We start from the raw sequence: 14,554 nt of genomic DNA, 5'->3' as shown, positions 1-14,554 counted from the left end.
ATCTAAGCTGTTTTATCTTTGTAAAAAGTTATACAGTTATTGAACAGATAAATGGCTAATTATGACTGCGTACTCGACTGTAACGCAGCTATAATAGCAGCTTTACTTTTTTCTCGTTTGACCTTTTCCCACAGTGTCTGTGCTTCACTATAGCCTTTAGTGAGCATACCAAGCCACTGCTTATAACGGCCAACTAATACAAGGTCGTTTTTGGCTTGACCTTTCAAAAACTGAATCTGATTCGTAATTAAATCTTCCCACAATAAGGTTGTGCTACTTTCTAGATTCTGCTGATGGCCATGATCAATCTGTGCAATCAGATCTGGACGAGTAACAGCGCCGCGTCCTAACATAAGATGTGTTGTCCCTGACTGCACCATACAGCGTTGCGATTGTTCCACGTTCCAAATCTCGCCATTGGCAATGACTGGAATACTAAGTTTATTAAATGCTTTAATCTTGTCCCAATAAGCAGGTGGCTTATAACCTTGAGTTTTGGTACGCGCGTGAATAGTAAGCCAGTCTGCACCGCTATCGCTAATCGCCCCGCGAATATCATCCATACGACTGGTATCAGTATAGCCCAATCGAATCTTGGCAGAGACTGGAATGTGAGTAGGCACTGCCCGCCGTACCGCACTGATAATCTCATACATGACTTCTGGCTCATCCAATAGCACAGAGCCGCCTCGGTGATTGTTGACCGTCTTGGCAGGACAACCAAAGTTGATATCGATAGCAGGTGCGCCAAGCGTGCAGGCAAACGCTGCATTCTCAGCCATCAGCTGTGCTTCACTACCTAATAGTTGTACATGGATAGGGGTACCCGAGGCGGTCTTGGCATTATGATGCAATTCTGGGACATATTTATAAAACACGTGCGCTGGCAAGAGATGCTGGGTGATGCGAATAAACTCACTGACTGACCAATCATAAGGACGACCCAAATCTGACGCAATTTGAGTTAAGATTTGCCGCATTAACGGATCGGTCAGCCCTTCCATAGGCGCAAGGAGGCGGACGGGTTGTTTAAAAAATTGCTGCTTAATTTCCATAAATTACTTTTTTGCCAGTCTGTAATCCTGATATTAAATCTTGAATATTATGTACATCTAAGTTGGCCTGCGCGCGCGTACAAGCGACGTAAAGTAAACGCAATTCTTCAGGATTAATTTTCACGCCATTGGTTGTGACATCATAATAAAAGTCATCATCGAGCTGAACGCGCGACCACTCAAGTCCCTTCGCTTTGTGCGCGGTTGAGATCACATAATCAGCATTTTCAATACTGGTCAAGCTATTGACTGCTTGACTTAAAACATTGGTGCCGTGATCATCGACCAGTTTCACCAAAGTTTTAAGATCGCTACCTTCGTTGGTTTCAGAGTACTCTTGCACGTCGCCCCAATGATAAAAATAAGCCAGTTCAGGGACACCATAAGCTGATTTACCGTTTTTTAGATTTTCGGCAGCTTGGCAGAACTTGAGCATACGGTCAGTATCAGCCTGTAGCGCAACGCGATGTCCGAGTTTAAGCCCAGTTAGTAGTTGCGCCATAGCGGCGGCGTTGGTCCGGCAAAGGATGGCATCTTTTTTACTGTGTACCATGCCTTTTTCAGTAGATGAGTGTTTGTCTGGGTTGCCCTTGAGAGGCACATCTTCTTGTAGTGCCTTTAATAAGGTATTGGCCACTTCTGCAATCGGTTCACCAAAGCGAAAGGATTGGGTCAACAACGTTTGCGGTAATGGTAGCTTTTTCATCGCATTGACTGCACCGCGCCACTCATAAATCTGCTGATGGGCGTCACCAACATAAATGACTTGCTTTGATTGCTGAGTCAAAATGCCCATCATCAATGGGTCGGCATCTTGCGCTTCATCGAATAAAATGAAGTCAGCAGGTATGCTTGGCTTAGACAACGCCCATAATTTTAGATAGATATCATGACCGATACCGGCAGGATGGCGCGCATCGATAGACTGTAACCAGCGTTGTTCGACAGCAGGGTAGAGCATCTCACGCAGCTGTTCGGCGTCAGACTCATCGAGCCAGCTTGGAAATAAAATATGTCTTGGCGCCGGGTAGCTTGCATGAGTACTACAAAAATTGCTGATCGCGTCACTCACGAAACGCGCTAATCTGGCGGGCGTTAGTGTAATATATTTATTAATCCCATCCATTTGGCGCCGTACCTGTACTGGCTGCAAACCCAAATCGTCACCGAGGCGTTTGGGTGAAAAGCGCGGTAAAGATAGCTTGGCTGTTATATCACGAGCAACATGCCGATAAGCAAGCGAATGAAAGGTGCGGCAGTCCACATGACCTGGGAATTTTTGCCGTGCATCATTGGCAATGGCTTTATTGAATGCTAGGTATAAGCCGCGTCCCCGCAGGCGCTCACCGATAAGCTTTAACGTGGTGGTTTTACCAGCACCTGCATAGGCGACTACTTTAAATGACTTGTGATCCATCGCCATATTAAGCGCGCTGAGCTGCTCATCAGTGGGATCGCTCATATAAGCTGGCATAGATGCGGACATAAAAAGGCTACCTAAAATGCAAAAAATGATTAAGAACAACTGGGGTAAAAAAAACCACTGGATATTACCAATGGCTGGCTGGCAATTTAGTGATCATAACAAATGAAAAGAGCTACGTATGAAGGGAAAATGGATAACTGAGGTAGTGTCGGTTTAATTTAAGTCAGACACGCTGCCAGATTTACTCAGTTTGCTAACTGTCGTGTTTAAAGACGTATATTATCGAATCTAAAGACATATGTTTTAAACGGTACGCCTTTAAAAATAACACTGCCAAGCTAGTCATTATCAGATGTTAGGGCCGCGTTTTTGTCTTCTTTAATCAATATTTTGGCCAACAATAAACCAAGCTCAAACAGCAACCACATGGGGATTGCTAACATCAGCATAGACACCCCATCCGGCGGTGTTACCACTGCTGCAATGGCAAAGCAACCAACGATGATATAGCGGCGCTTATCTTCTAAACCCTGAATGGAGACAATGCCAACCAATATCAATAGCAAGGTGACTACAGGAATCTCAAACGTTAAGCCAAATACCATGAATAGTTTGAGCGCAAAACTCAAATAACTGTCGATATCAGTCATCGGTAATACGTTTTGCGGCGCAAACACGATAAAGAACTTTAAAACACCTTTAAGCACAATGAAGTAAGAGAAGGCGACACCAGCATAAAATAAAAAGATAGACGATGTCAGCACTGGTATAGCGATTCTTTTCTCTTTTTTATACAAACCTGGAGCGACAAACGACCAAATTTGATAAAGAATATAAGGCATCGCTACGAAGGCGGCAACGAACACAGTTAGGCGTATCGGCGCCATAAAGTTGGAAGTGATATCTGTCGCAATCATGGTCGAATTAACTGGTAGCTGCGCGACCAATGGATCTGATAGAAAGTTATATAGCTCGCGTGAAAACCCAACCAATGCCAAAAATATAACTAATATCGCCACGCAGATTTTGATTAAATGGCGACGCAGCTCTATCAAATGCTCTGTGATGGGCATATCGACAAGCTTGCTCACTATATCATCAGGATTGTCATCGAGCGATTCATTTGGCTGATCTAATGAGCTGTCTTCAATTGCCGCTATTTTCTCTTTGCGACTCTTTTGTCGTTTAAACAAACTCATTTGGGTGCCTCGCGTTTTGATAACGAGAGGGGAGTAGTTGAACCGTCTTGATCTGTATTATAGGCAGAAGAGTTTTGTGACGCATGCCTTTCTGATTGCTCAAATTCATCCTCATCAAATTCAGACTCCCAATACTCATCAATAGGTGGCATTTTTTCATCTAAATCATGATGTGAAAAACTCGAATGTGAAAAGTCGTCATGCAACAGATGGTCTGCTTCATAGTTCGGTAGATAGGGCGGTGCAGGTAGGCGACGTGACTGATCATAATCACTAAGACGAAACCACATCTTTTCCCATGGTTTGGTAATAAAGCGCGGCGGTGTATTGCTAGAAGCGTCTAAGGAGTCTTTAGTGTTGTTAGCAGTCTGATCAAAGCTTCCATCAACCGACTCTGTAACTTTGTATGGATCAGATGAAGACACATCAGATGAGTAGTTTGACAAACGATCTTGCTCATAGTCATAAGCAAATTCAGCTGGCATGTCTGAGTCTGAGAACAAGCCTTCCTCCGACATATGCATCATATGTTCATCATAGTCGTCTTCGAAGGACTCATCATTTGAGTTGTAGCTATTTGGATTATTGATAGCATCCATGCTTTGGTGCTGCGAATATTCAAAATCTTGCATACTACCACGCAATTCTGCCATTTCGCGCTTCATGTCCGCTTCAGTTTGGCGGATTTTAGCAAGTTCATCCTGCATTTGTTTGCGTGTCTCAGCCAAGTCAAGCTCAGCTTCAATTTCAGACTGCAGGGTTGAGACTGTACGGCGCAGCTTAGCGTACCATTGTCCAGCAGTACGTGCAGCCTGAGGTAACTTTTCAGGGCCAAGCACGATTAAGGCAATGACACCAAACAAGAGTAGTTCAGAAAATCCAATATCAAACATAATTGTCAAATATAGTCATAAATATACTATTCAGTGACGTTATTTATAAATAACATCTCTTATACTTTATGTTCATCATTAGAGGTGGTAGGGCTGATTTCTACATCATCAACCTTAGTACCAGTCTGTGAATTTGCTGAAGTAGTCGATTGAGTATTTGAGCTGGCATCGTGATCGAGTACACGGCGTTTACGCGCCTGTTCTGTCTCTTCGTCCTTGACAGCTTCTTTAAAGCCCTTTACTGCGCCGCCCAGATCTTTACCAGCGTTTCTAAGCTTGGAGGTGCCAAATACGACAACCACTACAACCAACAAAATTAGCCAATGGGTGATGGAAAAACTGCCCATAACGGTATCCTTATATCTTAATGAGACCAATATATCTTGTATTGTCTTACATTTATTACTTGCACAATAAACTGTTATTGCCAAATAAGAAGCAAGTTATTAAAGATACATTATAACGCGCACTGACAATAAAAAGTTGAAAACAACAATAATTACACAAGCTTATTTCAATTAAAGCTATCTTGCTGCTTTCTCATCAATACCCGAAAGTCCAAAACGTCGTCCCAGCTCGTTCAATACAGCATCAGATTCGATATCGAACCACGCCAGTCCTACTAATGTATGAAACCACACATCAGCCACTTCATAAATAAGCTCATGTCGCGCAGCGTTGTACTGTGTCTCATCTGTAAGCTGATCACAATTAGCGAAGTCCTTGGCAGCAATGATACTCTCAGTCGTCTCTTCACCCACTTTTTCTAGTATCTTGTTAAGTCCGCGAGCATATAAACTTGCTACATAAGAGCTGTCTGCAGATGCTTGTTTACGTTCAGCTAACACACGATCAAGCTGGCGCAATATTGCAGTCTGAGTCTCTTGGCTTGATAAACCATTCATATTAGAAACAGTATTTTTATGAGCAGTGCTTTTTACATTGCTATTAGTATTTTTATTTGACTGATAAATATCAGCAGGATCCTTTAATACAGCATCGACTGTTTGCCAGACGGGCTCTGCACCTGTCATGTCTAAACGCTGATAAAAACAAGACTCACGTCCAGTATGACAAGCGATACCACCGATTTGAGTGACGCTTAACACGATGACATCGGCATCACAGTCCAAGCGAATATCGTGTACCTGCTGAGTGTGCCCTGACGTTTCACCTTTATGCCACAGCTGATTACGCGAGCGCGAAAAATAGACTGCAGTTTGCGTTTTTGCCGTCAGCTGTAAGGACTCAGCGTTCATCCACGCCATCATTAGGATGCGTCCTGTCTCATAATCTTGAGCGATTGCAGGAATCAGGCCATCAGTATTGAATTTTATAGAGGTTAGCCAGTTAGGTGTGGTCATAATCTATCTTCTTATAGTTATAGACGTTTAGGTTGATAGAGAAATGGCAAGCATAAGGGTTATAAGGCTCACGTAATCGACGCCATTATAGCTCAAATGATGCTTGTTGGTTTAGTGCCTCTTTAATATCATTATTAAAAACTATACTTCTATTGGAGCGATAATCATACTGAACAAAAGATTTGCGGGCTTTTGCTACTAGTGAGCCATCATACATACGTGTCACTTTGATAGCCATCTCGCCATCCTTATCAGATATGTGCTCTATACCGACTTCAAATAGTAGCTCTTCACGAGCGCGTACACGACTAATAACGTTCAGCTGTAAATTGCTAACAATCAAACCTTGGCATTCTGCATTGATCTCTTTGATACCTTTAGAGTACAAAAACCTCGCCCTTGCCTCGGCCAATAATGCGATGAGTGATTCTAACGTTAGATGCTGCCCAACATCAATCTCTGTGTTACGGACACGCATAACTGTCTCAAAGACGAATACTCTATCATCAAACTCTAACTCACGGTCTATCAACGTTATCTCCTACATAAGTTTTCATAACGTCTGAGACGCCATTGTCATCAATAAAACATAGCTTAAGCAGACATTCAATCAATTTAGGAATAAGCGGTAGTATTATTTTACTAACTGCTTTAATTATGAGCAAGATTGAACATTTAAAGGCCTTTTCACCAAAGCGATGCTTGACATCTTATGCTGGTCTTATAACGTTACTTATTGTTGCAAAGCTGATGGATCTATAAAGAGGTAACCTTTGCAAACGATAGGTTGAATCATGCTGTTAAAACTTTATTTGGCAAAATCGTGACACTTCTGCTAAAATAGCGCCTCCCACCTCGAGGCAAATAAAGGTTTAGTGGTTGTTTTTGAAACCACTATATATAACCGACTATTTGACGACCAGGTTCTATTAAAGACAAAGAGGCAACTCATCATGAAAGTTAAGATGAAAACCAGAAGCGGTGCCGCTAAACGCTTCAAAAGAACAGCGAACGGCTTTAAGCGTAAGCAAGCCTTCAAAAGCCATATCTTGACCAAGAAATCAGCTAAGCGTATTCGCCAACTGCGTGGTCTAAAGATGGTGGACAAGTCTGACGAAGCAGCAGTTCGTCGTATGTGCCCATACATCTAATAGCCTATTGTCATCTGTTTTATTAAATATTTGACTTTGCAATTTGACAGCGATGTCTATCATTTATAGACATCGTGATTCGTTTAATAATGATTAAAATCTTGGAGTAATTTATGGCCCGTGTAAAACGTGGTGTACAGGCAAATCGCCGTCACAAAAAAATCTTAAAGCGTGCTAAAGGCTACTACGGTGCCCGTTCACGTGTTTATCGCGTAGCGGTACAAGCAGTGACCAAAGCTGGTCAATACGCTTATCGTGACCGTCGCAACAAAAAACGTACTTTCCGTCGTCTTTGGATTGCACGTATCAATGCTGGTGCACGCTTAAACGGTTTGAGCTATAGCCGTCTTATCAATGGCTTGAAAAAAGCAAACATCGCAATCGATCGTCGCGTACTTGCTGACATCGCTATGCATGATGCAGTCGCTTTCACAGCCTTGGTTGAAAAAGCAAAAGCGGAATTGGCCTAAGTATTAGTCATCCTTTAGGTTTGACGCTTTTTTAAGCAAATATCTATATGGATAGGACTAATATCAATTAATAGTACGATATTAATAAAAGCTACCGCTGGTCGGTGGCTTTTTTTATATTAACTATTTTAACTGTCTACATATTCAAGCCATTTATATAACGAGCCTTGGTATTGAAAATACTAGGTAAATGATTTGCAATATTTGGTCAAACCCCTACAATTACATACCATCAATAATCCGTTTAAATCAGGAATAATACGTCTTATGACTACCCCTGCTGCCACCAACGATTTGTCGGCGCTACCGACCTTGTCCTCAGAGCTTAGCGAGCTAAATGAGACTCAGCTACATGAGTTTACCAGTGCTGCTGAAGCCTTAATTCTACAAGTAACCGATGCGCGTACCTTACAAGACTTACGTGTTCAGCTAACGGGCAAAAAAAGCGCGCTGACAGGTTGGTCAAAGCAGATGGGTAAGCTTGGCCCCGATGACAAAAAAACCTATGGCGCCTGGTTACACAGCGTGCGTAGCCGTATCGGGCAAGCATTGACGGATCAGCAGCAGCAGTTAGAGGTGGCGGCGCTTAACGCTAAACTTGCAAGTGAAAGTATCGATATTACCTTGCCAGCACGTGGTGGTCAAAAAGGCCATCTACATCCAGTGACGATGATTACTCAGCGCATGCAACAGTATTTTGTGCAAGCAGGTTTTAACGTGGCGACCGGACCTGAAGTTGAGAGCGACTACTATAATTTTGAAGCGCTCAATATTCCATCACATCACCCTGCACGTGCGATGCATGATACGTTCTACTTTGATGCGCACTATCTATTACGTACACATACCAGTCCCGTGCAAATTCGTACCATGGAAAAAAGTGCGCCACCGATTCGTATCATTTGTCCAGGTCGCGTGTATCGTAATGACTCGGACCAAACCCATTCGCCGATGTTTCATCAGTTAGAAGGGCTTATGGTTACCGAGTCAAGCACCTTCGCTGAGCTAAAAGGCTTGATTAGTGAGTTCTTAGAAGCGTTCTTTGCCAAAGAGTTGACCGTTCGTTTTCGTCCGTCATTCTTCCCATTTACTGAGCCTTCTGCTGAAGTAGATATCCTTGATGATAATGGCAAATGGCTTGAGGTCATGGGCTGCGGCATGGTGCATCCACAAGTGCTGACCAACTGCGGTATTGATAGCGATAAATACACGGGCTTTGCTTTTGGCATGGGTATTGAGCGCTTTGCGATGTTGTATTACGGTATCGATGATTTGCGCCTATTTTTCCAAAACGACGTACGCTTCTTAAAACAGTTTGGCTAGATTTGGATTGTAATAAAAATACGCCTACCTTTATTCTAAAATCTTTACTATGAAATTTTGATCCGAGATATTTATGAAAATTAGCGAACAGTGGCTACGTCAATGGGTGAACCCCAACAATACCAGTGAGCAATTGGCTGAACAGTTGACCATGGCAGGGCTTGAGATTGATGATCGTTTTGCAGTTGCGCGCGCCTTTAGTGGTGTGGTGGTTGGTGAAGTCATCAGTGTCGAGCAACATCCTGATGCCGACAAACTACGCGTCACACAGGTCAATATCGGTGAAGCTGAACCGTTACAAATCGTCTGCGGTGCGCCCAATGTCACAGTCGGTATGAAAGCGCCCGTGGCAACCGTTGGTGCTGTGTTACCTAGTGATGACTCAAAAGGCTTTAAAATTAAAAACGGCAACCTTCGCGGTGTTGCCTCAAACGGCATGCTTTGCGGTGCCTCCGAGATTGATTTGACTGATAGCATCGATGGTTTGCTTGAACTGCCAGCTGATGCACCAATCGGCACTGATATCCGCGACTATCTAGGTTTAGACAATCAAATACTAGATATCTCTATCACGCCAAACCGTGGCGATTGCTTTAGCGTACGCGGCATTGCTCGTGAGATATCAGTCATCAACGACTTGCCGATGCAGCAGCCAGAGATTGCGACCAACGCTGTAACTGATGATGGCGCAAACGTTGCGGCAAGTGTAGAAGCAGTAGAGGCTTGCCCGCGTTATTTATTGCAGGCGATTAGCAATATCGATCGCAGTATCGATACGCCAAAGTGGATGCAGGATGCCTTGATTCAGTCAGGCTTACGTTCGCATAACTTTTTGGTGGACGTCACCAACTATGTGTTGATGGAGCTTGGCCAGCCGTTACATGCATTTGATGCCGATACCATCAAAGGTGATATTGTAGTGCGTTTGGCACAGCCTAAAGAAACGCTGATATTGCTTAACGAGCAAACCATTACCTTAACGGGCGATGAGTTAGTCATTGCTGATAATGAAGGCGTGCTGGCTCTTGCTGGGATTATGGGCGGTAAGCGTAGTAGTGTGACCGACAGCACAACCAATATCGTATTAGAGAGTGCGTTTTTTAATCCACTCGCCATCGCTGCTCGTGCGCGCCGTTTTGGCTTACATACCGATGCCTCACAGCGTTTTGAGCGCGGTGTAGACTTTGCGCTGCCAGAGTTGGCATTGGCCCGTGCTTGTGACTTGCTTACCAGTGTCACAGGCTCGCAGGCCGGTCAAGTTATAAAAACAGAAAGTAGCGAGCACTTGCCAGCCCGTGCACCTATTACGCTACCGCTGACAAAGATTTTTGATGTCATCGGTATCGACATTGAACCTGCGGTAATGGTACGTATCTTAACTCAGTTAGGGTTTTGGGTAGAGCAGCAAGCAGACGCACTTGTTTGTACGCCGCCATCGTATCGCTTCGATATGAGCATTAAAGAGGACCTCATCGAAGAGATCGCGCGTATCTATGGCTATGATAATATTCCAAGTGTCCTACCTCATTTGCAAGTCAGTATGGATTATGATGATACTGCCGATTTGACGCATGAGATGAAGCTAGCATTAGTCGATAATGGCTATATGGAAGCAATTAGCTTTAGCTTTAGCGATGCTAAGCTTGAGACGCTACTTGATGATGAGGCGTTAGGGGAGGTATTAGCACTGGCCAATCCCATCTCTAGTGATTTGGCAGTGATGCGCCGTACGTTGCTCTCAAGCTTGTTGCCTTGTGTACAATATAACCTAAACCGTCAGCAGCCGCGTGTACGTTTTTTTGAGACAGGTCTTAGCTTTGTTGGGCAAAGCATCAATGACTTGGTGCAGACGCCAAGTATCGCTTTGGTAGCAGTCGGTGATATCTGGGATGAACAAGCCTACCAAAACCGCGCCTTAGACTTTTATGATCTCAAGCATGATATCGAACAGCTGTTACCAGCTCAGATTGATCCTGCGCGTGTTCGCTATGAGCGTAGCGCGCTGGCCTTTTTGCACCCAGGTCAAAGCGCCAAACTCTATATCGACGATATTTATATCGGCTGGTTGGGTCAGCTGCATCCTAGCACTGCTAAACAGTTAGACATGCCTATGACTTGGGTTGCACAATTATCGCTTGCACCATTGTTAGACTTGGCTCGTGAGCAGCAAGTTATCGCTACCCCAAGTAAATTTCCACAAGTGCGCCGTGATATTGCTATTTTGGTAGATAGTGACATCAGCTTGCAAACGCTAGAGTCGACAATACGTAAAGCTGCAGGTACGTTACTGACTAATCTATGGTTGTTTGATGTTTATCAAGGGGACAAAGTGCCAGCAGGTCAGCGTTCGTTAGCCTTTGCTTTAGTATGGCAAGATAATATTCAGACTCTATCTGATGAAGTAGTAAAAATAGCAACGGATAAAGTTATTGAATCATTAGTTCAACAACATAGTGCTCAATTACGCGATAGTTAACTATATTTAGCTAAGTGACTATTAATAAAGAGATTTATTTCGAGATTTGTTAAAAATAGAGTAAAAATACTTTATAATACCTACACTTGAATTAAAGACTCGGTGATTTAATGATTGTAATCAGTGAGTCATTTATCTTTATATAGTAGTCATACCGCTAAACCATGATACCCGATATCTCGACATAGCATAGGAGTCGTACTTGTGAGTACCTTAACCAAATCTGACATGATCGAGCATTTGATGAATCATCTTAACTTGACAAGACAAGAAGGACGCTGTCTGGTTGAGAACTTTTTTGATGAGTTGTCAGATAGTTTGATTGAAGGCAAAGAAGTCAAGCTTTCAGGCTTTGGCAATTTTGAGCTTAAAGATAAAAACAGCCGTCCAGGTCGTAACCCTAAAACTGGAGAGCCTGTTGCAGTATCTGCGCGCCGTGTAGTGACGTTTAAAACTGGGCAAAAATTCCGTCAACAAGTTGATCAGCATCTATTTGATCAATAATATTAAGTTTAATGACTGAGTTTGAGGATGATGAGTGAAAGAGTGGATAGTCACTCTTATGTGGTCATACTGAAGGTTAAATATTTATAATTTTAATTAATTTATTATTGAAAAGTATAAATATCATGCATAAAAAAAGAGAGCATCGGCTCTCTTTTTTTATTAGTATATTCTATTATATGAGTAGCAAAAATTACTGAGCTGGCTCTTCAACAACTACAACTTCGTCAGCAGCATCAACAGCAGCAGTATCAGTTTCGCTAGCTACGTCCATGCTAGTAGTATCGCCGTCTACAGGAACTTCAGCGTCCATTTCGTCAGTAGCAGTTGCAGCTTGTGCTTCAGCAATGTCAGCTTCGGCATCGGCAGCAGCAGCTTCGGCATCAGCAGGAACAGCTTCGCCTTCAGCATCAGCTTCGTTAAGCTCTTCTTGTGCGTCTTGAACTTCTTCTTGTGCATCAGATAAGTCTTCAGCAGCGTTTTCTGTGCTGCTGTCGCAAGCAGTTAAGCCCATAGAAGCAGTCATGATACCAGCAAGAGCAAGTAATTTAAGTTTCATAAGATAATCTCCGTAAAATAAAATGAGCAGTAGCCACAACAAAAGGTTGAACGTTCGAATTATTTCGAAAGTCAACTAATACTAAGTGCAGCTACTCAGCTTTCACGCATTCTATATGTTTTCTTTTCAAATGAGAAGAGAATGTACAATTAAGTAACAATAAAATAGTGAAGAAACTTGGGCAATGTCACTTTGATATAATTTTTAATACAACTTACAAAAGTGTTTTCCGTATAATTAATTGAAACATAGAATAATAAACAACTAATAGATAAATTTTGTAACTAAGGTTAAGGAGTCGTAAAATTCTTTGTTAGCGATAAAAGAATGTAACAGACTGGTTTTACATATATTATTCGTTGTTCGATTATTCAAGAGATGGGCAGACAAACAGTGAAAAAATCATATCAAGAAAGAATATTTTTAATAAAATCTATATTAATAATTAGGTAATAATATTAATTATCTAAAAGATAGGTTCTGAAAGAAGTATAATTTTTGACTTATCAATAGTGATAGTTGTAATCATAACAATATTTATCATAAATTTAGGGGATGTATTATGAAATGGCGAGGCAGACGAGGGAGCTCTAACGTTCGTACCAGTAGTGGCGGTGGAAAAATGATCGGTGGCGGTATTGGCGGCATCATTATAGCTGGTATCTTGTGGTTAGTTTTTGGCGTAAATCCAATGACTGCTCTACAGACTGGTCAAGTGATAACAGGTGGTGGTACCAGTACCTCAACTGAACCAGCCACAAGTGACGATCGTGATACACAGTTTGTTAAGGTAGTACTGGCTGACACAGAAGAGGTTTGGCATCAAGTATTTAATGAAGGTGGTCAAACTTACCAAGAGCCTTCACTTATCCTCTTTAATGGTCAAGTAAGCTCAGCTTGTGGTAGTGCTACTGCTGCTACAGGTCCTTTCTACTGCCCAAGCGACCAGACTGTCTATTTAGATACATCATTTTTTGCAGAAATGCGCCAAAATCTTGGCATCTCTGGAGATCAGCAAGGCTCAGGTGATGATGAAAACCAAGGTAGAGCTGGCGATTTTGCACAGGCTTATGTCATATCGCATGAAGTAGGTCATCACGTACAGACATTGCTTGGTATCACTCAGCAAGTCAATGAAGCAAGTCGTCAGGTGACTCGCACGCAGGCTAACAAGCTTTCTGTATTACAAGAATTGCAGGCCGATTGCTTTGCAGGGGTTTGGGCGCAGCGCAACCAACAGCGTGTACAATTTTTGGAGTCAGGTGATATTGATGAAGCAATCAACGCTGCAAGTCAAATCGGTGATGATCGTCTTGCGCGTGCAAGCGGTCGTGCAGTGACACCAGACAGCTTTACTCATGGCACCAGTCAACAACGTGTGCAATGGTTCACGCGCGGTTTGGAGAGTGGTAATGTACAATCATGTGATACCTTTAGTGGTGCTTTATAATTAATGACAATGTAAAAGCTTATTTATAATAGACAACAAACAATAAAAGGCCTGCAATATCAATTGCAGGCCTTTTATAAAATTAACTCATATCTTATAAATTAAATACATTTTAAATAAAAAATATTCAAAACATAGAATAGAGAAAATAACGACTTATTTATTATCTGCTGTTTTCAAGGATATACGCACCAGCACCACCAACAGCTGCACCACCAAGTGCACCACGAGCGATATCTTTACTATCACCACCACTTCTAATAAGTGCACCAGCCGCAGCGCCTGCAGCTGCACCTTTAGCGGTATTACTGACACCGCTATTATATCCACCATATCCACCAGTTGAGTTGCAACCAGTCATGATCAAAGCTGAACTTGCAATAGCAGTCATCGCGATAGATTTAGCAAATTTCATATTATCACCTATTAAATAATCAAAATTAAAAAGTATATTATGTAAAGCTTATTTATACTGTAGTTAATAATATACTCATAATATTTATATAGTCGTAGTAGATTGGCTAAGCTTTACAAACACTTTGTAATTTATGTTGCCCCACTGTGTCATTGGTAGTGCTTTTACTTATAATTCTTGTATTTATTAAACTATTAAGCTAACACTTTTGGACTTTTTTATCAGGTTAAAGATAATAGAACTCATTAAACTTTAACTATTAATATCTG

The 14,554-nt window shown here is 42.2% G+C and carries 15 protein-coding genes; 6 read left to right on the top strand and 9 right to left on the bottom strand.

Annotated elements, in window-relative coordinates; genetic code table 11:
• Window positions 1–59: 59 nt before the first annotated feature.
• The 7 genes from ACTXGH_RS10780 to ACTXGH_RS10750 form a co-directional block, all read right to left on the bottom strand.
• A complete protein-coding gene (locus ACTXGH_RS10780; RefSeq protein WP_439296501.1) occupies window positions 60–1,055 on the bottom strand; it encodes a tRNA dihydrouridine synthase in 996 nt (331 codons plus the stop codon).
• Window positions 1,045–2,541, bottom strand: coding sequence for a UvrD-helicase domain-containing protein (locus ACTXGH_RS10775; protein ID WP_299221011.1), 1,497 nt, complete (start codon window positions 2,539–2,541; stop codon window positions 1,045–1,047). Before ACTXGH_RS10775 ends, ACTXGH_RS10780 begins: the two co-directional genes overlap by 11 nt.
• A 278-nt stretch (window positions 2,542–2,819) precedes the next feature.
• Entirely contained in the window at window positions 2,820–3,680 is an 861-nt protein-coding gene (tatC, locus tag ACTXGH_RS10770) for a twin-arginine translocase subunit TatC (RefSeq protein ID WP_439296502.1), read from the bottom strand.
• Complete coding sequence (gene tatB, locus ACTXGH_RS10765) at window positions 3,677–4,573, bottom strand: Sec-independent protein translocase protein TatB (protein WP_439296526.1); 897 nt, start codon at window positions 4,571–4,573, stop codon at window positions 3,677–3,679. Before tatB ends, tatC begins: the two co-directional genes overlap by 4 nt.
• A 59-nt stretch (window positions 4,574–4,632) precedes the next feature.
• Window positions 4,633–4,920 carry a Sec-independent protein translocase subunit TatA gene (tatA, locus tag ACTXGH_RS10760; RefSeq protein ID WP_439296503.1) on the bottom strand — a complete coding sequence of 96 codons (288 nt, stop codon included), beginning with the start codon at window positions 4,918–4,920 and terminating at the stop codon, window positions 4,633–4,635.
• A gap of 177 nt (window positions 4,921–5,097) precedes the next feature.
• On the bottom strand, window positions 5,098–5,937 hold the full coding sequence (gene hisI, locus ACTXGH_RS10755; RefSeq protein ID WP_439296504.1) for a phosphoribosyl-AMP cyclohydrolase: 840 nt from the start codon (window positions 5,935–5,937) through the stop codon (window positions 5,098–5,100).
• A gap of 85 nt (window positions 5,938–6,022) precedes the next feature.
• Entirely contained in the window at window positions 6,023–6,469 is a 447-nt protein-coding gene (locus ACTXGH_RS10750) for an acyl-CoA thioesterase (protein WP_299220998.1), read from the bottom strand.
• A gap of 421 nt (window positions 6,470–6,890) precedes the next feature.
• Between ACTXGH_RS10750 and rpmI the strand changes: the two genes are divergently transcribed.
• The 5 genes from rpmI (at window position 6,891) to ACTXGH_RS10725 (ending at window position 11,861) form a co-directional block, all read left to right on the top strand.
• Complete coding sequence (gene rpmI, locus ACTXGH_RS10745) at window positions 6,891–7,088, top strand: 50S ribosomal protein L35 (RefSeq protein WP_058369592.1); 198 nt, start codon at window positions 6,891–6,893, stop codon at window positions 7,086–7,088.
• A 113-nt stretch (window positions 7,089–7,201) separates the two neighbouring features.
• Entirely contained in the window at window positions 7,202–7,558 is a 357-nt protein-coding gene (gene rplT / locus ACTXGH_RS10740) for a 50S ribosomal protein L20 (protein ID WP_299220996.1), read from the top strand.
• A gap of 267 nt (window positions 7,559–7,825) precedes the next feature.
• A complete protein-coding gene (pheS, locus tag ACTXGH_RS10735; protein ID WP_439263122.1) occupies window positions 7,826–8,881 on the top strand; it encodes a phenylalanine--tRNA ligase subunit alpha in 1,056 nt (351 codons plus the stop codon).
• A 73-nt stretch (window positions 8,882–8,954) separates the two neighbouring features.
• Window positions 8,955–11,357, top strand: a complete 2,403-nt coding sequence (gene pheT / locus ACTXGH_RS10730; protein WP_439296505.1) for a phenylalanine--tRNA ligase subunit beta — start codon at window positions 8,955–8,957, stop codon at window positions 11,355–11,357.
• A 204-nt stretch (window positions 11,358–11,561) separates the two neighbouring features.
• Entirely contained in the window at window positions 11,562–11,861 is a 300-nt protein-coding gene (locus ACTXGH_RS10725; RefSeq protein ID WP_299220987.1) for an integration host factor subunit alpha, read from the top strand.
• A gap of 193 nt (window positions 11,862–12,054) precedes the next feature.
• Here the strand turns inward: ACTXGH_RS10725 and ACTXGH_RS10720 are convergent, their stop codons facing one another.
• Complete coding sequence (locus tag ACTXGH_RS10720) at window positions 12,055–12,420, bottom strand: hypothetical protein (RefSeq protein ID WP_439263125.1); 366 nt, start codon at window positions 12,418–12,420, stop codon at window positions 12,055–12,057.
• A gap of 562 nt (window positions 12,421–12,982) precedes the next feature.
• Between ACTXGH_RS10720 and ypfJ the strand changes: the two genes are divergently transcribed.
• Window positions 12,983–13,870, top strand: coding sequence for a KPN_02809 family neutral zinc metallopeptidase (gene ypfJ / locus ACTXGH_RS10715; protein WP_439263126.1), 888 nt, complete (start codon window positions 12,983–12,985; stop codon window positions 13,868–13,870).
• Between the two features lie 163 nt (window positions 13,871–14,033).
• Here ypfJ and ACTXGH_RS10710 read toward each other — a convergent pair whose 3' ends face one another.
• Window positions 14,034–14,285, bottom strand: a complete 252-nt coding sequence (locus ACTXGH_RS10710) for a hypothetical protein (RefSeq protein ID WP_299220979.1) — start codon at window positions 14,283–14,285, stop codon at window positions 14,034–14,036.
• Between the last annotated feature and the right edge of the window lie 269 nt (window positions 14,286–14,554).

This window comes from Psychrobacter sp. 1Y10 (assembly GCF_052259005.1).
GTDB lineage: Bacteria > Pseudomonadota > Gammaproteobacteria > Pseudomonadales > Moraxellaceae > Psychrobacter > Psychrobacter saeujeotis.
The sequence above is the reverse complement of the archived record's forward strand: the minus strand, read 5'-3'. Positions and strand labels throughout refer to the sequence as shown.